The sequence below is a fragment of the Roseovarius sp. genome, from assembly GCF_040223625.1.
In the GTDB taxonomy this organism is placed as follows: domain Bacteria; phylum Pseudomonadota; class Alphaproteobacteria; order Rhodobacterales; family Rhodobacteraceae; genus Roseovarius.
In genome coordinates this window covers 76,030-97,643 of record NZ_JAVKFX010000039.1, presented here as the reverse complement: position 1 = coordinate 97,643, position 21,614 = coordinate 76,030, and the positions used below count along the sequence as shown (strand labels likewise).

At 68.6% G+C, this 21,614-nt stretch carries 21 protein-coding genes and 1 riboswitch; of the genes, 13 read left to right on the top strand and 8 right to left on the bottom strand.

Features of this window, described 5'->3' with window-relative positions; all coding sequences use genetic code 11:
- Positions 1-229: 229 nt before the first annotated feature.
- A complete protein-coding gene (locus tag RLN94_RS12010; RefSeq protein WP_350169018.1) occupies positions 230-3,685 on the bottom strand; it encodes a chromosome segregation SMC family protein in 3,456 nt (1,151 codons plus the stop codon).
- A 258-nt stretch (positions 3,686-3,943) separates the two neighbouring features.
- A riboswitch (cobalamin riboswitch) is annotated at positions 3,944-4,167 on the top strand.
- A 36-nt stretch (positions 4,168-4,203) separates the two neighbouring features.
- Here RLN94_RS12010 and RLN94_RS12005 point away from each other — a divergent pair.
- The 3 genes from RLN94_RS12005 (at position 4,204) to RLN94_RS11995 (ending at position 5,626) form a co-directional block, all read left to right on the top strand.
- A complete protein-coding gene (locus RLN94_RS12005; protein WP_350131731.1) occupies positions 4,204-4,368 on the top strand; it encodes a CbtB domain-containing protein in 165 nt (54 codons plus the stop codon).
- 3 nt (positions 4,369-4,371) lie between these two features.
- Positions 4,372-5,064, top strand: coding sequence for a CbtA family protein (locus tag RLN94_RS12000; RefSeq protein WP_350131734.1), 693 nt, complete (start codon positions 4,372-4,374; stop codon positions 5,062-5,064).
- A 67-nt stretch (positions 5,065-5,131) separates the two neighbouring features.
- A complete protein-coding gene (locus tag RLN94_RS11995; RefSeq protein WP_350131737.1) occupies positions 5,132-5,626 on the top strand; it encodes a hypothetical protein in 495 nt (164 codons plus the stop codon).
- Between the two features lie 119 nt (positions 5,627-5,745).
- Here RLN94_RS11995 and RLN94_RS11990 read toward each other — a convergent pair whose 3' ends face one another.
- Complete coding sequence (locus RLN94_RS11990; RefSeq protein ID WP_350131740.1) at positions 5,746-6,072, bottom strand: DUF1636 family protein; 327 nt, start codon at positions 6,070-6,072, stop codon at positions 5,746-5,748.
- A gap of 58 nt (positions 6,073-6,130) precedes the next feature.
- Here RLN94_RS11990 and cobW point away from each other — a divergent pair, with 58 nt between their 5' ends.
- The 4 genes from cobW to RLN94_RS11970 all read left to right on the top strand — a co-directional run bounded on the left by cobW (position 6,131) and on the right by RLN94_RS11970 (position 11,837).
- Complete coding sequence (cobW, locus tag RLN94_RS11985) at positions 6,131-7,192, top strand: cobalamin biosynthesis protein CobW (protein WP_350131743.1); 1,062 nt, start codon at positions 6,131-6,133, stop codon at positions 7,190-7,192.
- Entirely contained in the window at positions 7,192-7,650 is a 459-nt protein-coding gene (locus RLN94_RS11980; RefSeq protein WP_350132016.1) for a GNAT family N-acetyltransferase, read from the top strand. Before cobW ends, RLN94_RS11980 begins: the two co-directional genes overlap by 1 nt.
- 70 nt (positions 7,651-7,720) lie before the next feature.
- Positions 7,721-11,434 (top strand): cobaltochelatase subunit CobN, encoded by a 3,714-nt coding sequence (gene cobN / locus RLN94_RS11975; protein ID WP_350131746.1) that lies wholly within the window; start codon positions 7,721-7,723, stop codon positions 11,432-11,434.
- A gap of 19 nt (positions 11,435-11,453) precedes the next feature.
- Positions 11,454-11,837 (top strand): GFA family protein, encoded by a 384-nt coding sequence (locus RLN94_RS11970; protein WP_350131749.1) that lies wholly within the window; start codon positions 11,454-11,456, stop codon positions 11,835-11,837.
- Here RLN94_RS11970 and RLN94_RS11965 read toward each other — a convergent pair.
- The 3 genes from RLN94_RS11965 to RLN94_RS11955 all read right to left on the bottom strand — a co-directional run bounded on the left by RLN94_RS11965 (position 11,813) and on the right by RLN94_RS11955 (position 14,891).
- Positions 11,813-12,217, bottom strand: a complete 405-nt coding sequence (locus RLN94_RS11965) for a hypothetical protein (protein ID WP_350131752.1) — start codon at positions 12,215-12,217, stop codon at positions 11,813-11,815. The genes RLN94_RS11970 and RLN94_RS11965 overlap by 25 nt on opposite strands.
- Before the next feature lie 47 nt (positions 12,218-12,264).
- Positions 12,265-12,630: a nuclear transport factor 2 family protein gene (locus RLN94_RS11960; protein ID WP_350131755.1), complete on the bottom strand. Its 366-nt coding sequence runs from the start codon at positions 12,628-12,630 to the stop codon at positions 12,265-12,267.
- 218 nt (positions 12,631-12,848) lie between these two features.
- Entirely contained in the window at positions 12,849-14,891 is a 2,043-nt protein-coding gene (locus RLN94_RS11955; protein ID WP_350131758.1) for a TonB-dependent receptor domain-containing protein, read from the bottom strand.
- 232 nt (positions 14,892-15,123) lie between these two features.
- Here RLN94_RS11955 and RLN94_RS11950 point away from each other — a divergent pair, with 232 nt between their 5' ends.
- From RLN94_RS11950 to RLN94_RS11935, 4 genes are read left to right on the top strand one after another with little or no spacing between them, the layout of a single operon-like run.
- Positions 15,124-16,179 (top strand): hemin-degrading factor, encoded by a 1,056-nt coding sequence (locus tag RLN94_RS11950; protein WP_350131760.1) that lies wholly within the window; start codon positions 15,124-15,126, stop codon positions 16,177-16,179.
- Positions 16,179-17,066 (top strand): heme/hemin ABC transporter substrate-binding protein, encoded by an 888-nt coding sequence (locus RLN94_RS11945; protein WP_502949378.1) that lies wholly within the window; start codon positions 16,179-16,181, stop codon positions 17,064-17,066. The genes RLN94_RS11950 and RLN94_RS11945 overlap by 1 nt, the downstream gene beginning before the upstream one ends.
- 7 nt (positions 17,067-17,073) lie before the next feature.
- Positions 17,074-18,156, top strand: a complete 1,083-nt coding sequence (locus RLN94_RS11940; RefSeq protein ID WP_350131763.1) for a FecCD family ABC transporter permease — start codon at positions 17,074-17,076, stop codon at positions 18,154-18,156.
- Positions 18,153-18,941 carry a heme ABC transporter ATP-binding protein gene (locus RLN94_RS11935; RefSeq protein ID WP_350131765.1) on the top strand — a complete coding sequence of 263 codons (789 nt, stop codon included), beginning with the start codon at positions 18,153-18,155 and terminating at the stop codon, positions 18,939-18,941. Before RLN94_RS11940 ends, RLN94_RS11935 begins: the two co-directional genes overlap by 4 nt.
- A 307-nt stretch (positions 18,942-19,248) precedes the next feature.
- Here RLN94_RS11935 and RLN94_RS11930 read toward each other — a convergent pair whose 3' ends face one another.
- Entirely contained in the window at positions 19,249-19,980 is a 732-nt protein-coding gene (locus RLN94_RS11930; RefSeq protein WP_350132022.1) for a Crp/Fnr family transcriptional regulator, read from the bottom strand.
- An 87-nt stretch (positions 19,981-20,067) separates the two neighbouring features.
- Here RLN94_RS11930 and RLN94_RS11925 point away from each other — a divergent pair, with 87 nt between their 5' ends.
- Entirely contained in the window at positions 20,068-20,466 is a 399-nt protein-coding gene (locus RLN94_RS11925; RefSeq protein ID WP_350131768.1) for a response regulator, read from the top strand.
- Positions 20,467-20,472: 6 nt separating this feature from the next.
- On the opposite strand, the gene RLN94_RS11920 is transcribed toward RLN94_RS11925, so the two are convergent.
- Both RLN94_RS11920 and RLN94_RS11915 read right to left on the bottom strand, forming a co-directional pair.
- On the bottom strand, positions 20,473-20,850 hold the full coding sequence (locus RLN94_RS11920; protein WP_350131770.1) for a hypothetical protein: 378 nt from the start codon (positions 20,848-20,850) through the stop codon (positions 20,473-20,475).
- A gap of 3 nt (positions 20,851-20,853) precedes the next feature.
- Positions 20,854-21,180, bottom strand: coding sequence for an ElaB/YgaM/YqjD family protein (locus tag RLN94_RS11915; protein ID WP_350131772.1), 327 nt, complete (start codon positions 21,178-21,180; stop codon positions 20,854-20,856).
- 210 nt (positions 21,181-21,390) lie between these two features.
- On the opposite strand from RLN94_RS11915, the gene RLN94_RS11910 reads away from it, so the two are divergent.
- Positions 21,391-21,552, top strand: a complete 162-nt coding sequence (locus tag RLN94_RS11910) for a DUF1328 domain-containing protein (RefSeq protein WP_074940246.1) — start codon at positions 21,391-21,393, stop codon at positions 21,550-21,552.
- Positions 21,553-21,614: the final 62 nt, after the last annotated feature.

Genomic DNA, 21,614 nt, shown 5'->3' with positions numbered 1-21,614 from the left:
CAGAGCTGCTACTCTGCGGGGTCTTTCCTTGGCCGGGGATCAGATCCCAAGCCAAAGCCTGATGATCGTCGCCAACAGCGTTCCCGCCGCCAGGATGACCATCCATTTCCGAAAGTTTTCCTCGGTCAGAGGCTTCACCTCCAATCACTGCAAAGGTTTGCAGCGAGGCGGAGTGTGCAGGCCCGGAATGAAGGAAAGCCTAAGATTTTAGCGAAGCGGCACGGCCCCCTCAGGCCACCATCTGCTCGGCCTTCTTGAGGTCGACCGAAACGAGTTGGCTCACGCCCTTTTCGCCCATGGTGACGCCGAAGAGTCGGTCCATCCGGCTCATCGTCACGGCGTGGTGGGTGATGATCAGGAAGCGGGTCTCGGTGCGGCGGCACATCTCGTCGAGCAGGTCGCAGAAGCGGCCCACATTGGCGTCGTCCAATGGTGCGTCGACTTCGTCGAGCACGCAGATCGGTGCCGGGTTGGCGAGGAAGACCGCGAAGATCAGCGCCAGCGCGGTCAGCGTCTGCTCGCCGCCCGAAAGGAGCGACAGGGTGGCCAGTTTCTTGCCCGGCGGCTGGCACATGATTTCGAGCCCGGCGTCGAGCGGGTCGTCGCTTTCGACCATCACGAGGTTGGCCTCGCCGCCGCCGAATAGGTGCTGGAACAGCATGGTGAAGTTGGAATTTACCTGTTCGAAGGCAGTCAGCAGGCGCTCGCGCCCCTCGCGGTTCAGCGACGCGATGCCGCTGCGCAGGGTGCGGATCGCCTCCTCGAGGTCGGCCTTCTCGGCGGTGAGGGAATCGTGCTCCTCCTGCACCTCCTTGGCGTCCTCCTCGGCGCGCAGGTTCACGGCGCCCAGCGCGTCGCGCTGGCGCTTGAGGCGGTTGACATCGGCCTCGATGGCCTCGGCGCCGGGCATGTCGTCGGGGTCGGCTTCCAGCTGGTCGAGCAGCTTGGCGGGGGTCGTCTCCTGCTCTTCCTCGATGCGCTCGGCGGCGTGGTCGCGGGCCTCGACGGCGGCTTCGGCGCGGGCCTCGGCGCGGGCGCGGGCCTCGCGCGCGTCGGAGGCGGCGCGCTCGGCGTCGCGGTCGGCGGCGACGGCCTCGCGCGGCCGGCGTTCGGCGGTGGAGAGCGCGTCGGCGGCCTCGGCCTTGCGCTTCTCGGCGCTGGCGATCTGGCCGGAGAGGTCGTCGCGCTGGGCGGCGAGTTCGGCGGGCTTGGCCTGTGCCTCGGACAGTTCCTCCTCGGAGGCGGTCTTGCGCTCGGCCAATTCGGCGCTGCGCTTTTCGGCGGTTTCCAGGCGGTTGCGCCAGCCGGTGACTTCCCTGGCCACCTCCTGCGCGCGCTTGGCGCGGGCCTCGCCTTCGCGGCGAAGCTCGTCATGGGCGGAGCGCCGGGCCATCATGGTCATGCGCGCGGCCTCGACCGTCATCTTGACGTCGTCGACCCCGGCGCGGGCCTCGTCGAGGTCTTCCAGCGCGTTCTGCGCCGCCTCGGCCTCGTTGAGCGCCTTGCGGGCCGACAGCGCCTCCTCCTCGTGCCGGGTGACGGCGAGGCCGAGGGATTCGAGCCGCGACTGGGCGAGGTTGCGATCGGCCTCGGCGCGGGAGAGGGCGCGGCTGGCGTCGTTGACGGCGGTATCGGCGGCGCGGCGGGCCTCGCGGGCGCGCTTGTCGGCCTCGGTCAACTCGGCAAGCCGCTTGCGCAGCGCTTCATGCGCGCCGCTGGCGCCCTCGGCGCGGGCGGTGGCATGGGCGAGCTGCTGCTTGAGTTCTTCCAGCCGGTTGAGCTGTTGCAGGCGGAGCGCGGCGGCCGAGGGTGCATCCTCGGCCCAGGCGCGGTAGCCGTCCCAGCGCCAGAGGTCGCCCTCGGTACTGACGAGGCGCTGGCCGGGGAGGAGCTCGGCCTGAAGGCGGGGGCCGAATTCGGGCTCGACAAGGCCGATCTGGCTGAGCCGGCGTTGCAAGACATCCGGCACGGTGACGTGATCGGAAAGCGGCGCGACGCCATCGGGCAGCGGCTGCGCCTCGGGGTAGCCCGGCAGGCGGGTCCAGCCGGAGGGGCCGTCGGCCTCGACCTCGGGCGCGCGCAGGTCGTCGGCGAGCGCGGCGCCAAGCGCCTTCTCGTAGCCCGGTGTGACGGTGAGCGCATCGAGGATCTGGCCGCCCTCGGCGGTGTCGCGGTCGACCAGCCGGGCCAGCGCCGACACTTCTGCAGAGAGCGCGTTGACCTCGCCCTCGGCCTCGGAGCGTTCGGCGCGGGCGTCGGCCTCGCGCGATTGCGCCTCGGCGCGGGCCTCGTCGGCGAGCGTCAGGGTTTCCTCGGCGGCCTCGGCGGTTTTCACCGCCTGCGCCTCTTCCTGCTGGGCGGTGTCGTAATCGGTCTTGGCCTTGTCCAGCGCCTCGCGCGAGGTTTCGGCGGCAGTGCGGGCGCGGGCGGCCTCGCTTTCGCTTTTCTCCAGCGTCTTGCGGTAATCCTCGACCGTGCGCTGCGCCGACTGGTGGCGGGCGGAGAGGCGGGCCACGTCCTCGGTCAGCTGGCTGAGATCGGTCTCGCGCTGTTGCAGGATGGCGGCGGCATCATGCGATTCCTGCGCGGCCTCGGCGAGCCGTTCCTCGTGGCCTTCGGAGGCGTCTTCGAGCTCCTGCGCCTCTTCCTCGAGCCGGGCGATGGTTTCGCCGGCGTCGCGGTTGAGGCTTTCCTCGCGTTCGATGTCGCGAGCAAGCTGGGTGATGCGCGATTCCAGCGTCTCGATGCGGGCGCGGGCGGTGGCCTCCTGCTCGTCGAGCGAGTCGATGGCGACCTGCACGCGCTGCATGATGGCGGCGGCGATGGCCTCTTCCTCGCGCAGGGGCGGCAGGGCGGCCTCGGCCGTGGCGCGGAGGCGGTCGGCCTCGCGCGCGGCGGCCTCGGCGCGGGAGGCATCGGAGGTGCGCTCGCGAAGCTGCGCCTCGGCGGCGGCGCGGGCCTCGTCGGCCTCCTTCCAGCGGCGGTAGAGGAGGAGGCCCTCGGCGTGGCGCAGTTCCTCGCCGATCTTGCGGTAGCGGGCGGCCTGCCGGGCCTGCCGTTCGAGCTGGGCCAGCTGCGCGGCGAGCTGTTCGATGACATCGTCGACGCGGGTCAGGTTCTGCTCGGCGCCGTTGAGCTTCAGCTCGGCCTCGTGGCGGCGCTGGTAGAGGCCGGAGATGCCGGCGGCCTCCTCGAGGATGCGGCGGCGGGCCTTGGGCTTGGCGTTGATCAGTTCGGAAATCTGGCCCTGGCGCACCAGCGCCGGGGAATGGGCGCCGGTCGAGGCATCGGCGAAGAGCATCTGGACGTCGCGGGCGCGGACATCCTTGCCGTTGACCTTGTAGGCCGAGCCCGCGTCGCGGGTGATGCGGCGGACGATCTCGAGATGGTCGGCCTCGTTGAAGCCGGCGGGCGCGAGGCGGTCGGAATTGTCGATATGGATCGACACCTCGGCGAAGTTGCGGGCCGGGCGGGTGGCGGCGCCGGCGAAGATCACGTCCTCCATCCCCGAGCCGCGCATCGAGGTGGGGCGGTTCTCGCCCATGACCCAGCGCAGCGCCTCCAGCAGGTTCGACTTACCGCAGCCGTTGGGGCCGACCACGCCGGTCAGCCCGTTCTGGATATAGAGGTCGGTCGGGTCGACGAAGCTTTTGAAGCCGGTCAGCCTGAGTTTAGAGAACTGCACTGGTATGCCCCTTGTGGCCGGTGACGCGCCGGTGATTCCGGTCTTGGGGGTCAATGAGAGAGACGCAAAGGCCACCTGTCAACGGGGTTTGCCCCGGATATGGGTCATTCCGGGCCGTTATCCACAAGATATTGCGATTCACGCGGCCCAATCGGCGGCGTTCGGCCCATCGCGGCGGGCCGATCCGGGACCGCGCCCCATGCCGCCCGCCGCCCTGCCCGTGTCGCAAACGGCCTTGACGCAAGGGCGGCCGGGCCTCATACCGGGGGCTGCAAGGGTCCCCATAATGGGTGCAAAGCACTCGGGGATAAATCGGGAATGACGTGACGGCGGACCCACTTCGGGAGCCCAGGCGTCAGCCGCCCCCGCGACTGTAAGCGGCGAGCCCCCTGCCACATGCCACCGGGCCGATTGGCCCGGGAAGGCGGCAGGACCGGCCGTGACCCGCGAGCCAGGAGACCAGCCTTTGCCTGATGAAATCCACGCCTCGGGTGAGAGGCCGGGAAGGAGAATAGACTATGACCGCACTGGTTCAATCCGCGTCCAAGACAACCATTCTGCCGGCGATTGCCGCCATCGTCCTGGGCTTCGGGATCATCACGCTGGCCGGCCACGTTCAGGCCGCCGCGCTGCATGACGCCGCCCATGACGTGCGCCACGCCACCGGCTTTCCCTGCCACTGAGCCATGTTTCAGCGTATCCTGACCAGCGCGCTGTTCGCTGGATTCTGCGCGGGGCTGATCGCCGCCGCGCTGCAGTTCGCGTTCGTTCAGCCGGTGCTGCTTCATGCCGAGCTGTACGAAGGCGGTGAGCTTGCCCATTTCGGCGCCGAGGCGGTCTCGGCCCATCCCGACCTGCCGGGTTTCGACCCGATGCGCGACGGGATGAGCGTGCTGTTCTCGGCCCTGATCTACGTGGGCTATGCCTTCATCCTCGTCGCCGCCATGGCTATGGCGGCCGAGCGGGGCGTGCGGATCGACGCCCGCACCGGGCTGATCTGGGGCATCGCGGGGTTCATCGCGTTCCACTTCGCGCCGGCCTTCTCGCTGCCGCCGGAAGTGCCGGGCGTGGCCGCGGCCGAGCTTGGCGCGCGGCAGGTCTGGTGGTGGGGCACCGTCGCCGCCACCGCGATCGGCCTTGCGCTGATCGGGCTGGGGCGCGGGTTGTTGGCCGCGGGCGCGGGCATCGTGCTGATCCTCGCGCCGCACGTGATCGGCGCGCCGCATCCCGACAGCTTTGCCGGGCCGGTACCGCCGGAGATCGCCGCACTGTTCGCCAGCAGGGCGCTGGGGACGGGCTTTGCCGTCTGGGCGGTGATGGGATGCCTCGCCGGCTATTTCTGGCACCGCGAGGGCACGGGCGAAAGCGCCACCGCCTGAGCGCCGAAACTGCTATCCTGTCCGGGCGGCCGCCGCGCCGCCCGGCTGTACGACAGGGGGATACCGCATGCCGAAGACCTTCATATTCCTGATCATCGGCCTGTTCTTCGGAACCGGCGCGGGGTTCCTGATCGCGGCCAGCACCGGCGCGCAGATGGAGGGGCATGCCCACGGGGCCGAGGTGCATGACCATTCCGCCCACGATCACGGAGACATGGCGGGGCACGACCACTCCCAGCTCACCGAGGCGGAAAGCCCGGCGCCGGAGCTGTCGATCGCCTTTCACCCCGACGGGGCGCAGAGCCGCAACCTCGAGATCATCGTGCAGAACTTCACCTTCGACCCCGAGGCGGTGAATGGCGCGCATATCCCCGGCCACGGCCACGCCCATGTCTACGTGAACGGCGTCAAGCTCGCCCGCGCCTACGCGCGGTGGTACCACCTCTCGGCCCTGCCGGTGGGCGAGCACGAGGTGCGGGTGACGCTCAATGCCAACGACCACACGCAACTGGCCGTCGAGGGGGAACCGATCGAGGTGACCGAGACGCTGGTGATCGAATGATGGCGCCTGTGGTCGGCTTGGGCTTTGGGGGCGCTGCCCCCGACGTTGAAACCCCTGGGGTTTCAACGCCTCCCCCGGGATATTTCCGGCCAGAAGAAGCGCCGGGCGTGCGCCCTGTTTCAGGCCGGGACTCGGCCGATCAGGCAGAAGCGCAGGCGGCCCGCCGGGCGGGCGTCTTCGATCCAGCCGTCGGGCGTATCGGCGTAGAGGCCCGCGAAGGCCAGCGTGTCGGCGAGGTCGGTCTCGGGGGCGATATCGCCGAAGAGATAGGTGGCCTTGCCCGGCGCGGTGAAGGCCACCGACAGGGGCCGGGCGCAGTTCGACATGCAGTCATGCGCCTCGACCTCGAAATCCATCGCGCGCGTCGCAAGTGCCGCGCGCAACGTGGCGGCAAAGCCCTTGCCGTCCCTCCCCTCGCATGTTGAACAGACCACGATCCGGTGCATGGGGTTCGCCTAGGCGATCGCCGCACCGCTGACAAGCTTTTCGGAAGGAGCTTCACGAATGCCCGCCAAGATCCCCGCAACCGTGGTGACCGGTTTCCTCGGCGCCGGGAAAACCACGCTGATCCGGCACATGCTGGAGAACGCCAATGGCAAGCGCATCGCGCTGATCATCAACGAGTTCGGCGATCTGGGCGTCGATGGCGGCATCCTGAAGGGCTGCGGCATCGAGAACTGTGCCGAGGATGACGTTATGGAGCTGTCGAACGGCTGTATCTGCTGCACGGTGGCCGAGGATTTCGTGCCGACGATGCAAAAGCTGCTCGACCGGCCGGATGCGCCCGATCACATCGTGATCGAGACCTCCGGTTTGGCCCTGCCGCAGCCGCTGGTCCGCGCCTTCAACTGGCCCGAGATTTCCACCCGCGTGACCGTGGACGGCGTGGTGACCGTGGTCGATGGCAAGGCCATGGCCGAGGGGCGGTTCGCCCATGACGTGGCCGCCGTCGACAAGCAGCGGCAGCTCGATGACAACCTCGACCACGAAACGCCCCTGTCGGAGCTCTTCGAGGACCAGATCGCCTGTGCCGACATGATCGTGGTGAACAAGGCCGACCTGCTGGGCGAGGAGCAGGCGGGCGCGCTGGTGGGCCGCCTTCGCTCGGAAAGCCGCGAGGGCGTGCAAGTGGTCAAGGCCACGATGGGGGCGCTGCCGGTCGACGTGCTGCTGGGCCAGGGCATCGGCGCCGAGGGTGACATGGAGGCGCGGCACGAGCTGCATCACCACCATCACCACGACGATGACGAGGACGATCACGATCATCACCACGACCACGACCATGACGAGTTCGAAAGCTTCGTCGTGGCCCGCGACGAGATCGCCGACCCGGCGGCCTTTGCCGAGCAGGTGGCGGGCATCATCCGGCAGCACGATATCCTGCGCCTCAAGGGCTTCGCCGCCGTCGCCGGCAAGCCCATGCGCCTGACGCTGCAGGCGGTGGGGCCGCGGATCGACACCTATTTCGACCGGCCCTTCGGCACGGAGGCGCGCGAGACGCGGCTGGTGGTGATCGGTCAGGCGGGGCTCGACCGGGCGGCGATCGAAGCCGCGCTGCAGGCGTGATGCTCATCGTCGAGCGGGCCGACCCGCTGGCCCCGGGGCCCAAGGCGATCCTCGAGGCGAGCCATGCCCTGATGCAGGAGATGTTCGAGCCGGAGGAGAACTACTTCCTCGATTTCGAAGCGCTGCGCGGCGACGACGTGCGCTTCTTCGCGGCGCGCGAGGGGGGCGAGACGCTGGGCACCGGGGCGCTGGCGCTGAAGGACGGCTATGGCGAGGTGAAGAGCATGTTCACCGCCCCCGAGGCCCGCGGCCGGGGCGTCGCCGCCGCCATCCTGCGCGCGCTGGAGGACGAGGCGCGCAGCCTCGGCCTGCCCCTCCTGCGGCTGGAGACGGGCGACCCGCTGGCCAGCGCCGTGCGGCTCTACGAACGCGCGGGCTTCACCCGCTGCGGCATCTTCGGCGACTACCGCCCGAACGACAGCTCGGTCTACATGGAAAAGCCGCTGGAAGAGGCGTGACGCCCATGCTTCTTCTTGGCAGAAATACTCGAAATCCCGACGCCCGCCACGGGCGGAAAGGCCAGACGTAATGCACCTGCTCGCCGCCACCCCCGGCACGATCGATGACGGCAATGAACCGGTCGACCTTGGCCAGAGCCCGTCCGACCTCGTCTTCCTCTCCGCCGCCGATACCGAGCTGGCGAGCCTCAGCGCCGCACGGGCGGACATGGGCGCGCCGCCGGGGCTGAGGCTCGCGAACCTGACGCATCTGCAGCACCCGATGTCGGTGGATTTGCACCTTGACCAATGCGCCACGAAATCGCGGCTGGTGGTGGCCCGCGTGCTGGGCGGCGTGGGCTACTGGAAATACGGGGCGGAGCAGTTCGCGGCGCGCTGTCACGAGGCGGGCGTGCCGCTGGCGTTGCTGCCGGGCGATGACAAGCCGGATGCGGAGTTGCGGGAGCTGTCGACGGTTCCGGACGAGGAGTATGACGCGCTCTGGGCCTATCTCGTCGAGGGCGGGCCGGAGAACGCGGTGAACTTCCTTGGCTATGCGCAGGCGATGCTGGAGGGCGGGGAAAAGCCCGCCGCCGCCGCGCCGCTGTTGCGGGCGGGCGTGTACTGGCCGGGCGCCGGCGTGGCCGATCTGGCCGCCGCACAAGAGGCGTGGACCGAGGGCCAGCCGGTGGTGCCGCTGATCTTCTACCGGGCGCTGGTGCAGGGGGCCGGGCTGAACCCGATCAACCGGCTGGTGAAGGCGCTGCTCAGGGCCGGGCTGAACCCGTTGCCGGTCTTCGTGGCTTCGCTGAAGGATCCGGTGTCGGTGGCGACCTTGGAGCATCTCTTCACCGCCGCCCCACCCTCGGTGATCCTCAATGCCACCTCCTTCGCCGTCGGTTCCCCCCATGCCGGCGACCAGAGCCCCGACAATCCGCTGACGATGGCAGGAGCAAAGCAGGCGCCGGTGATGCAGGTGGTGCTGGCGGGCTCGTCCGAGGAGGCGTGGAAGGAGGGGCTGACCGGTCTCTCTGCCCGCGATATCGCCATGAACGTGGCCCTGCCGGAGGTGGATGGCCGCGTGCTTTCCCGCGCCGTCAGCTTCAAGGGCGAGGCGTTCTACGACGAGGCGACGGAATGCCCGATCGCCACCTACCGGGCGCAGGGAGACCGGATCGATTTCGTGGCGCAGCTTGCGGCGAACTGGGCGCGGCTCAGGCAAACGCCGGAGGCGGAGCGCAAGGTCGCGCTGGTGCTGGCGAACTATCCCAACAAGGACGGGCGGCTGGCCAATGGCGTGGGGCTCGATACGCCCGCCGGCACGGTGCACGTGCTGAAGCTATTGGCGGAGGCCGGGTACAGGGTCACCGGCGCGCCCGAGGACAGCGATGCGCTGATGCAGGCGGTGATGGCGGGGCCGACCAACTGGCTGACCGACCGGGCCGAGCGCGGCGGCGGGGTGGAAATGAGCCTTGCCGACTACATGATCGATTACGGCCAGCTTCCGTGGGAGCTGCGCGAGGCGATGGAACGGCGCTGGGGCCCGCCGGAGCAGGATCCGTTCTTCACCCCCGGCGAGGTGGATTGCGGCCGGTTCAGCCTGTCGGTCCTGCAATTCGGCAACGTCGTCGTCGGCGTCCAGCCCGCGCGCGGCTACAATATCGACCCGACCGACACCTACCATTCCCCCGACCTCGTGCCGCCGCACAATTACCTCGCCTTCTATTTCTGGCTACGGCACCAGTTCCGGGCGCAGGCGATCGTGCATATGGGCAAGCATGGCAACCTCGAATGGCTGCCGGGCAAGGCGCTGGCGCTGTCGCAGGACTGCTGGCCCGAGGCGGTCTTCGGCCCCACCCCGCATGTCTACCCGTTCATCGTCAACGACCCCGGCGAGGGCACGCAGGCCAAGCGCCGGGCGCAGGCGGTGATCATCGACCACCTGACGCCGCCACTCACGCGGGCCGAGACCTACGGGCCGCTGAAGGATCTCGAGGCGCTGGTGGATGAATATTACGAGGCGGCGGGCGTCGACCCCCGGCGGATCGACCATCTGCGGCGCGAGATCCTGACGCTGGCCTCGGCCACGGGGCTCGACCGCGATGTCGGCATGGCGGGCGCGGACGAGGAGACGGATCTGGCCAAGCTCGACGCCTATCTCTGCGAATTGAAGGAGGCGCAGATCCGCGATGGGCTGCACATCTTCGGCCAGTCGCCCGAGGGGCGGCAGGCGCTCGACCTGACGATCGCGCTGGCGCGGGTGCCACGCGGCCAGGGCAAGGGCGGCGATGCCTCGATCATCCGGGCGCTGGCCGATGACCTGAAGCTTGGCTTCGACCCGCTCGATTGCGAGATGGCGGCGGCGTGGGAGGGGCCCAAGCCGGAGGCGCTGGCGCAGGTGTCGGACGATCCGTGGCGCAGCACCGGCGACACGGTGGAGCGGCTGGAACTGCTGGCCGTCGCCATGGTCGAGGGCGTGGCGCCCCCCGGCGCCGCTTCGCAGGCGGTGATGGAGGAGATCGCCGGCACGATCCGCCCGACGCTCGAGCGCTGCGGGGCCGAGGAGGGCCGCGGCCTCATCGACGCGCTGGCGGGCCGGTTCGTGCCCCCTGCCCCCTCGGGCGCGCCCACGAGGGGCCGGCTCGACGTGCTGCCCACGGGGCGGAACTTCTTCTCGGTCGACAGCCGGGCGGTGCCGACCCCCACGGCCTGGGCGCTGGGGTGGAAATCGGCCAACCTGCTGATCGAGAAGCATTTGCAGACCCATGGCGACTGGCCCCGGACCATGCTGCTGACGGCATGGGGCACCGCCAACATGCGCACCGGCGGCGACGATATCGCCCAGGCGATGGCGCTGATGGGGGTGAAGCCGAAATGGGACGCGGCGAACCGGCGGGTGACCGGGTTCGAGGTGCTGCCGCAGGGGGTGCTGGGGCGGCCGCGCGTCGACGTGACGCTCAGGATCTCGGGGTTCTTCCGCGATGCCTTCCCGCAGCTCATCGCGCTGTTCGACAGCGCCGCGCGGGCCGTGCAGGCGATGGACGAGCCCGAAGACCTCAACCCCGCCGCCGCGCGGGCAAAGGACGAGGGCGCGGGCGCGCGCATCTACGGGGCGAAGCCCGGGGCCTATGGCGCCGGCTTGCAGGCGCTCATCGACGAGCGGCTCTGGTCGGGCAAGGCCGACCTCGCCGAGGCCTATCTCACCTGGGGCAGCTATGCCTATGGCGCCAAGGACGAGGGCACGCCGGACCGGGCCGGGTTCGAGGCGCGGCTGCGTGAGACCGAGGCGATCGTCCAGAACCAGGACAACCGCGAGCACGACATCCTCGATTCCGACGATTACTACCAGTTCGAGGGCGGCGCGGCGGCGGCGGTTTCGACCCTTCAGGGCAGGGACCGGCCGATCTATCACAACGACCATTCGCGCCCCGAACGCCCCGTCATCCGGACGCTGGAGGACGAGATCGGGCGCGTCGTGCGGTCGCGCGTGGTGAACCCCAAGTGGATCGACGGGGTCAAGCGCCACGGCTACAAGGGCGCGTTCGAGATCGCGGCGACGGTGGATTACCTTTTCGCCTTCTCGGCCACCACGGGCGCGGTCCGGGATCATCATTTCGACATGGTCGAGGCGGCGTTCCTCGAGGATGATCAAACGCGCGACTTCATCGCCGAGCACAACGCGCCCGCCCTGCGCGAGATGGCCGAACGGCTGCAGGAGGCCATCGACCGGGGGCTCTGGGTGCCGCGCTCGAACTCGGCGCGGTTGCGGATCGAGGCGGCACGGCGGGGCGAGGCCGTGCCCTGACGAAGGGAGGACGGGAGCGATGACGGTGACGGGACATTGCCTGTGCGGCGCGGTGCGGTTCGAGTTGGACGGCCCGTCCAACTGGGTCGGCCACTGCCATTGCGACAGTTGCCGGCGGGCCACCGGGGCGCCCATCGCCACCTTCGTGGGTCACCCGGACGGGCAGTGGCGCTGGACGGGGCAGACACCGGCCATGTATGAGTCCTCGCCCGGCACCCGGCGCACCTTCTGCCCCACCTGCGGCGCGTCGGTAACCTATGCCACCGAGAGCGCCCCCGGCGAGACGCATTTCCACGCCACCCTGCTCGACGATCCAGGCGCGGTGCAGCCCACGGAAATCGACCACGCCGACGAACGCCTGCCATGGATGCCGGCGGATTACCCCGGCTGCGGGAAGGCCTGATCGGCGGGCACGCAGTAGAGGCTTCCGGTCTCGCCGTTTTCGTGCAGGTCCATCTCGCAGAACAGCTCCCCGCTGGGCGGGCGCGGCGGCGGCGGGCCCGACCCGCAATCGAGCCGCGCCTCGACCAGCGCCGCATCGCCCTTGAGTCGCGCCACCTCGCAACCGCTGACCTTCTCGATGGCCAGCACCGCCTTTTCCCCCACCGAGGACAGGCGCGGCGCCCATTCCATGTTGAGGCGGATCGCCTCGGCCCGGCGGCCTTTCACGCGGATGTCGAACGTGCTGCCGCCAAGATGCATCCGCACCGGCTCGACCCCGTAGAAGCCGGGACTGGGCGTGTTGCAGGCGGCAAGCAGCAGGAGAAGGGGGAACCAGCGCATGGCCCCGAGCGTGGGCGCCGGATGGTTAAGGCCGGGTTAACGGCCGCTCAGCCATAGCTCTTGATCACGGCGACGCGGTTCGCCTTGGCGCTGGTGAATTCCAGCACATGGGCAAAGCGCCGCGTCCGGCCGTCGGCCAGTGTCACCTCGCCGCTGGCGGCGCCGGTCCGGCCGTGGGAGATCGCGTGGTCGATCACCATCGCCACCGGGGCCATCAGGCTGTCGAGATGCGCCTGCACGGCCTCGATCCCCTCCAGCGGCGTCAGCGGCTCGCCCCCGGCGCCGTGCCAGACCACCGCGTCGCTGAACGCCTCCGGCATCGCCTCGCCCGTCTCGAGCGCGATCGCCACGGATTGCACGAAGCTGTTCTTCGGCGAATTGCCGCAATCCCGGCTTTCCTCGATCTTCGTCATCTCCGCCTCTCCGCCTCTCAACGTTCACTGAACGTCGCGAAGGCCCACTGTGGTGCCCTCGGGACCAGTGAATTCGGAAAAGCGCAGCATGTCAAAGGCGTCGCTCCTCACCGGCGGGGCACCGCGCTCCCGGGGCCCTCCCCGCCTCCCGCGAAAGGCAAGGGGCGGGTCCATATGACCCCGCCCCCGCCCCGGCGTTCCGATACGCTGCCAACCCGTCAGAACGCCCTGGCGACGGTGAACTTGAAGTTCCGCCCCGTCGCCCGGCGGCCGGGGCTCATCAGCGGTGTCCGGTAGCTCTGATCGAAGAGGTTCTCGATCCCCACGCGCAGCTCCGTCCCCTCCCAGACCCCGCGCTCGGGCGCCACGGTGGCGCGCAGGTTGTGCACGGCATAGCTCGGCGTATGGCCGAAGCCGTTGGTGACCGACGTGTTCATCTCGGTCTCCCAACTCAGGTCGAGCGCATCGCCGAAGGTCTTGCCGAGCGTCAGCCGCAGGTTGTTGCCCGCGTTGAGCTCCCAGTCGGAGGTGCCGTGAACCGCGTCGGTCTGCTCGGCCTCGGCGAAGGTGGCGTTCAGGTCGGCATAGAGCCCGTTCCGCATCGCGTAGGAGCCCTCGATCTCGACCCCCTGTACGTGCACATTGTCAATCAGTATCGAGCCCATCGGCGTCCTCGTCACGTAGGAGGTCACGTCCCACAGCTCGGTGTCATAGGCATTCACCTTCAGCGCCAGCCGGTCGCCCGCGCCGAACAGGTCGCGCCCGTCATAGGCGCCGCCCACCTCGAAAGTGCGCGACTTCTCGGTCGTCGACACGCGGACGAGGTTGTCGAGATCGTCGATCGGCGGCAGCACCTCGGTATAGGCGGCACTGCCGAAGACCGAGAGGCCGTTGCCGAACGCATAGCGCGCCGACAGGCCCCCCATCAGCGCGTCATGGCTGAACCGGCCGGTGTTGGGCGCGGTATCGCCCTCGATCCTCGAGGTCTCGTAGCGCAGGGCCGGCGTTACCGTCCAGCCACCCCCGAAATCCATCTCGTCGATCAGGAAAAGCGCCCAGCGGTTGTCCGTCCCGCCCGGCGCCGAGGAGGCGTTGAGCCGCTTGCGGTGGATGTATTCCATCCCCGAGACAAGCTCATGCGCCACCGGCCCGGTGTCGAACCGCGCGCGGTTCTTCAGCGTCACGGTGGTGGTCTCGTACTTGTGGTCGGCATCCAGCAGCCCGGTCAGGAAGGGCGGCGTGCCTGGAACCGGGGTCTGCATGATCTCCTCGTTGGCATAGGAAAACTGCAGCGTCAGGTCGATCAGCGCGTTATCCGCCGGGGCGTAGCCATAGCGCAGCATCGCCGTCTCGCTGCTGGTCTCCCGGTCGACGAAGCCGAAGCCGGCGCCCAGCCCGAAGGCATCGTAGGGCACGTCGTACTGGGTCGAGTCGGTGTTGGTATAGGCGGCCGTCAGCGAATGCGCATCATCGGCGCCGAAGGTCAGCTTGCCCTTCAGCATGTAAGAGGGGTCGTTGATGTCGCCGCCATCGGGGTTGATCAGGGTGCCGTCGCCATCCTTTTGGACGCCGAGCTGGCGGTTGGTGTAGTTCAGCAGGAATTCCAGCTTCTCGGTCGGCTGCCACGCGAGGATCGAGGAATTCGCGATCCCCTCGCCATTGGTGGAAAACTCCAGCATCTGCCGGAAGGCGAAGCCGGGCTCGCCGCCGGTGAAATCCGACGCGTCCTTCGTTTCCAGCAGCACCGCGCCGCCCACCACGCCCGAGCCGTATTCGAACGAGCCCACCGTGCCGCGGATCACCTCGACCTGCTTGTAAAGCGCGGGGTCGGTGAAAAGCTGGTTGCCGATGCGGTACAGCTCCTCGCTGCCGCGCGTCACCCCGTCAACCTGGATTAGCACCTTCTGGTCCGTGCCGTAGGTGCCGGTCGCGCCGAAGCCGCGGATGTTGATGCCCGAGCCCTGCGCCCGCGTGCCATTCACGAGGTTCACGCCGGGCACCGAATCGATCAGCTCGGCCACCGTGCCCGCCTGCCGGTCCTTGATCTCGTCCTGGTCGATCTCGGTCACCGGGGTGGCGGTGTCGGTGCGCACGTCCCGCTTGCTTTCCTGAAGGGTGAGCGTGCCGAGGAAGCCGCCCGGCCCCACCTGACTGTCATCCCCGTCCTGCGCCCCGTCCTGTGCCAAGGCCGGCATGGCCAAAAGCCATGCCACGCACAGCGCCGTCGTGCCCCAAAGGGCCCGCGAAATGTCCCGAGTCATTGTCCGTATCCTTTCGTCCGCTATCCGGATTGTCTTGCCGAAGTCGCTCGCGAAAGGCTGGCGCCCGTGGTATTTTGATTGATGTCCGACCGGTAACTTTGGTCTTGTCTGGCTCTAGTTATTCAGACTAAAAGAGTCAAGTTTACAGACGGCACCCCCGGCGCCGTCCCAGCCACGCCGCCCCCTGTCGCGGCGAAGCCATGCCACCCGAAACCGCAGTATCGAGGTCACCATGGCAGAACCCGCACCCCTGACGGCAGAGGCCATCCGCGCCGCCCGCAAGGACAATCCGAAGACCCGCGAACGCGACCTCGCCGCCAGGCTCGGCATCTCCGAGGCGCAGCTCGTGGCCGCCGATTGCGGCGCCGGCGTGACCCGGATCGACGCCCATCCCGACAGCATCATCGGCGCCGCGCTGAAACTGGGCGAGGTCATGGCCCTGACCCGCAACGAGTCCTGCGTGCATGAAAAGGTGGGGGTCTACGACGATTACCACCCCGGCCCGCACGCCGCGATGACCCTGGCCGAGGATATCGACCTGCGGATGTTCCCCAAGCACTGGCAGCACGCCTTCATGGTCGAGAAGCCGGGCGAGAGCGGCCCCCGCCGCAGCCTTCAGGTCTTCGACGCCGCGGGCGACGCGGTGCACAAGATCTTCCTGCGCGACGCCTCGAACCACGACGCCTGGGCGGGGCTGAAAACCGAGCTGGCGCTGGAGAACCAGTCGCCCGAGCAGCCGGTCGACCCCCGCCAGCCCGCCGAAACCCCGAGATCCGACCCGGCCAAGGCCGACATCCTGCGCAAGGAATGGGACCGGCTGACCGACACGCACCAGTTCCTGCGCCTGTGCTCGAAGCTGAAGATGAACCGCCTCGGCGCCTATCGCATCGCGGGCGAGCCGCTGGCCCGGCTGGTCGAGCCCGGCGCCGTCGACATGGCGCTTCAGACGCTGGCCGAAAACGGCACCGAGGTGATGATCTTCGTAGGCAACCGCGGCTGCATCCAGATCCATACCGGCCCGGTCAGGACGCTCAAGGCGATGGGCCCGTGGCAGAACGTGCTCGACCCCGGCTTCAACCTGCACCTGCGCCTCGACCATATCGCCGAGGTCTGGGCCGTCGACAAGCCCACCCAGCGCGGCGCGGCCGTCTCGCTCGAGGCGTTCGACGCCGAGGGCGGGCTGATCCTACAGATCTTCGGCGTCGGCAAGGAGGGCCGCGACGGCCGCCCGGCCTGGCGCGAGCTGGTCGCCGGCCTGCCCTCGGCCCGGACAAGGGAAACCGCCTGATGTTCGCCATGAGATCCCGCGCCAGCGGCGCCCTGCTCGCCGCGCTCTCCACCGCCCTGCTGGCCGTCATGGGCGCCATGACCCCGGCCCAGGGCGAAGCAACCGGCCAGCCCGGCGTCCTCTCCATCGGCGGCTCGGTGACCGAGATCGTCTATGCGCTGGGCGAGGGCGACCGCCTCGTCGCCCGCGACACCACCTCCACCTTCCCGGTTGAGGCCAAGGCCCTGCCCGACGTGGGCTACATGCGCGCGCTCTCGCCCGAGGGGGTGCTGTCGGTCTCGCCCGGGCTGATCCTGTCGGAAGAGGGCGCCGGCCCGCCCGAGACGATGGAGGTGCTGAACGCCTCCGGGGTCGAGATCGTCACCATCCCCAGCGTCGAGACCGGCCCCGGCATCGCCGACAAGATCCGCCGCGTGGGCGATGCGCTGGGCGTGGCCGACAAGGCCGATGCGCTTGCCGCCAATGTCGAGGCCGAGATCGCCGCCGCCCGGTCGCGGGCCGAGGACCTGGCGGGCGACGCGCCCAAGCGGGTGCTCTTCGTGCTGTCCATGCAGGGCGGGCGGGTGATGGCCTCGGGCACCGGCACCGCGGCGGCCTCGATCATCGAGCTGGCGGGCGGGGTCAACGCCGTGACCGAGTTCGAGGGCTACAAGCCCATGACCGACGAGGCCGTCAGCCGCGCCGAACCCGACGTGATCCTGATGATGGACCGCGGCGGCGACCATGCCATCGCCAACGAGGTGCTGTTCGGCATGCCCGCCTTCCAGCCCACCCCGGCCGCCGAAACCGGCGCGATCGTGCGGATGGATGGCCTCTACCTGCTTGGCTTCGGGCCGCGCACGGCGAAGGCCGTCACCGACCTCAGCCAGCACCTCTACGGGTCCTGAGCCGCCGATGTCGGCCGCGAGCGAGACGCACGCCGCCCCGACGCCCGCCCGCTCCCGTGACCGGCGCGCGCTGGCCCGCCAGGCGCATGTCTGGCTGGCGCTGCTGCTGGCGGGCTCCTGCATCGCCAGCCTGGCCATCGGCGCCTCGGGCGCCTCGCTCTGGACGGCGCTGTGGCACATGGCCTCGGGCGAGCCGCTGACCCAACTCGAACGCGTGGTGCTGTTCGACATCCGCCTGCCCCGCACCCTGCTGGGCCTGCTGGTGGGGGCGGCGCTGGCGGTCTCGGGCACCGTGCTTCAGGGGCTCTTCCGCAACCCGCTGGCCGATCCGGGCATCGTCGGCGTCAGCGCCGGCGCAGGCCTTGGCGCGATCTGCGCCATCGTACTCGGCGCCTCGCTGCCCGCCGCGATCCAGGCGGTCGCGGGCATGTACCTCGTGCCCGTCGCCGCCTTCGCCGGAAGCTGGCTCTCGGTCATGCTGCTCTATGGCGTCGCCACCCATCGCGGCCGCACCTCGGTGGCGACCATGCTGCTGGCGGGCCTCGCGCTGACGGCGCTGACCGGGGCGCTGGCGGGCATCCTCGTCTACGCCGCCGACGACCAGCAGCTGCGCGACCTGACATTCTGGCAGATGGGCTCGCTGGCCGGCGCCACCTGGTCCAAGATCGTCACCGCCGGCCCGCTGATCCTGCTGGCCCTGATCGGCGCCAGCACCCTTGGCCGCGCGCTCAACGGGCTGGCCATGGGCGAGGCCACGGCGATGCATCTCGGCATCCCCGTGCAGAAGGCCAAGAACCTCGCCGTGCTGGCCGTCGCCGCCGCCACCGGCGCGGCGGTCGCCGTCTCGGGCGGGATCGGCTTCGTCGGCATCGTCGTGCCCCACCTGCTGCGGCTGGCCACCGGACCGGATCACGGGCCGCTGCTGATCAACGCGGCCCTGCTGGGCGGGGCGCTGCTCATCTGGGCCGATGTGGCCGCGCGGGTCATCATCGCGCCCGCCGAGCTGCCCATCGGGATCGTCACCGCCGTGCTCGGCGCGCCGGTCTTCCTGTGGATCCTCCTGCGCCGCCGCGGGGTGCTCTACCTGTGACGCTGCACGCCACCGATATCCGCCACACCATCGGCCGCAAGACCATCCTCGACGGCATCGACCTCACCGCGCAACCCGGCGCGGTGACTGCCATCGTCGGGCCCAACGGCTCGGGCAAGACCACCCTCCTGCGCATCCTCACGGGCGAGGAGCGGGCCTGTGGCACCGTCACCCTCAACGGCACGCCGGTCAGCACCGCCAACGCCCCGCGCCTTGCCACGATGCGCGGCGTGCTGCCCCAATCCTCGCGCATCGCCTTTCCGTTCAAGGTGGCCGAGGTGGTGCGCATCGGCCTGCAGTCCGGCCCCCACGGGCGGCAGGACATGCTGGCCTATCGCGCGCTCTCCGCCGTGGGGCTCGACGGCTTCGCCGACCGCTTCTACCAGGAACTTTCCGGCGGCGAGCAGCAGCGGGTGCAACTGGCCCGCGTGCTGGCGCAGGTCTGGCAGCCGGTGCTAGACGGCGCGCCCTGCTGGCTATTCCTCGACGAGCCGGTCGCGAGCCTCGATATCGGCCACCAGCTCGGCATCATGCAGCTTGCCCGCGACTATGCCCTTCGCGGCGGCGGCGTGATCGCGGTGATGCACGACCTGAACCTGACGGCCATGTTCGCCGACCTGATCGCGGTGATGAAAGCCGGGCGCATCGTCGCCCACGGCCCGCCCGAGACGGTGATGACCGACGCGATCCTTTCCGACGCCTATGGCTGCCCCCTGCGCACCAGCACGCCGCCGCCAAGGGGGATGCGCTACGTGCTGCCGCAATCGGCGGGACAGGCGATGTGATGCGATGAAATTTCGATTAATTTCATCGTGAAATCAGTCACTTGTAATTTTCTTTGTAAAAAGTTCATTTCGCGGGAACCTTTTATACATTCGCCGCGTTGTATTTTCGACGTCGGAATGGAGAAAACGTTTCGACAGGATGTCTGCCCATCATCCCCAAATCCCAGGCAGACATTCAGCACCCTTCCTGTCCCTCGGGTGCCTGCCCCCGCCTTTATTGAAGGCGGGGGCCGCTTTTTTGGAGGGGTGTTTTCCGAAGACCTGTCCGTGTTCCACGCCGGGCGAGTGCGGTCCCGGTCGGCCGCCCTCAGATCAGCGGCCTCCGCCGCACGTCCTCCTCCGGATCCTGGTGCGCCAGGCCGGCCAGCGCTTCGTAATCCCGGATCTCCATGTCGCCGTTCTTCCAGTTCAGGATCCCGCGGTCGCGCAGCCCCTTCAGCGTCTTGTTGGTATGCACCACCGACAGGCCCAGCGCATCGGCCAGGTCCTTCTGCGTATAGGGCAGCTTCATCCACGGCCCGTTCGACATGCCCAGCGCCACCGCCCGGTCATAGAGCCGCAACAGCCCCGTTGCCAGCCGCTGCTCGGCCGGCATCCGGCCGACCACGGCAAGCTGCTCGCCCAGGAAATGCTCCTCCAGCGCTGCGATCCATGTCAGGTCATAGGCCCGCTCGGGGTGATCCCGGAACAACCGCCACAGCGCCCGCCGGTCGAACACGCACAGCATCATCGAGGTGGTCGATTCGACCGAATGCTGCATCTCCTCCATCACGCCCGCCTGCAGCCCGATGAAATCACCCGGCATGACGAAGCTGATCACCTGCCGCTCGCCGTCCTCGAGCGTCTTGTAGCGCAGGCCCATCCCGTCGAGCACGGTGAACAATTGCGGGCTGTTCGACCCTTCCAGCATCAGCGTGGTACCCGGGTCGACCTTCAATTCGCCGGTCTTGAACTCCTCCATGAAGTCGAGCTCGACCTCTGACATCGGCAGGAAGACGGGCCGCTTGCGCAGCCAGCAGTTTCGGCAATCGGTAACCATCGGCAATTTTTCCCCTTTTGCTATGTCATAGTTTAATGCACCCCAAAATTTAAACGGTATTTTATACCTATGTTTGGAGACGACCTCATGAATGAACGGCCCGATGATTCCCGGCGCACGGCGCCGGATCAGTCGGCCCCCGTCTACCTTGTGCTCGAGCGCAATTCCCTCATCGCAGAGGATATTGCCGGCTCGCTCAGGGCGGCCGGCCCGTGCGAAATCATCCGTATCGCATCGACGGAAGAAATGACCGCCCGCCTTGCCGCGCAGCCGAATATCTCGGCCGCGTTCCTGGAAATGAACTATGCGCAGGTGGTCGAGACCGGGCTGGCGGAAACGCTCAGGACCTGCGGCACGCAGATCATCCTCACCGCCGGCGAGGACGATGAGGAGCGCGTGCGCAGCCTTGGCTGGAACATGCTGATCCGGCCGTTTACCGACGAGATGATCCGCCACGCCATCCGCCGGCGGAAATCGGGCGGCTGAGGCCGTTTACGGGTTGGGGTCGGGGTTCCGCGGCGCCCGTGCCGCCCGCCCGGCCTGCATCCCCATCGCGAACCCTTCGATGATCCCCACGATGGTCGAGGTATGGCCCGTGGCGCCTGCCGGGGCCACCGTCGCGGCGGCCGCCCTGCGCACCGGAACCCGCGAGCGGCTCAGCAGGAAACACATGCCCGCCAGCAGCACGAACAGCCCGCCGATCGCCGCGTTGGCGATGATCGCGCCGTGTTCGGCCTCGATCACGAGCCACAGGGCCGCGCCAAGAAATCCGCTGCCGACCAGCACGAGAATCATGCCCACGAGATTGAACGCGAAAGCGCGCGCCGCAGCGCGCGCCTGAATTTCGATCGTGGCTGGAATACCAAACATCCGTTACCTCCGGCTTGTCAGCATTCCCAGCATGAAGCCCACGCCGACCGCAACGGCCATCGACGTGGCCGGCTGTGCGCGCACCGTGTCGGCGGCATACTGACCGGCCCGCTCGGCCTGGTCGCGCGCGGCGTTGAACTGCGCCTCGCCGGCGTCATAGGCGTCGTGCGCCTTGCGCCGCGCGCCGTTGATCGCCGCGTTCTTGGAATTGACGCCAAGCTCGCCCAGCGTCTTGGTCAGCGAAGAAACATCCTTCTTCAGGGTCGCGATCTGCGCCGAGAGATCGTCGATTTCGCTCTTGGGAGTGTCAGTCGTGTCAGCCCGTGCCATGTCGGCCTCCTTTTCCCGTCAATTGCGTGGTCCATTCCCGTCGTCAACGCGCCAGCGCGACACAGGTTCCTGCCTTTTTCGCAGGTGCGGCAAATTGGAGCAACATTCTGCCCCCACGCGAATTTTTCGGGAACCAATCAAGCGAGACGGCGGTTGATCAGCCATCAAATGCAAGACGAACCAAGGCAACCAATCCAAAGGAGATTTCCGATGCTGTACTGGGCACTTGTATTCTTCGTCGTCGCAATCGTCGCCGCCGTCTTCGGCTTTGGCGGGATCGCATCCGCGTCGGCAGGGATCGCACAGATCCTGTTCTTCGTGTTCCTCGTCCTGTTCCTCGGCGCCCTCATCATGCGCGCCGTTCGCAGCTGACGGACCGAAACGAAAAAGACCTGCGCGCCGCATCCGGCGCGCAGGCCCCTGAGAACGTCAGA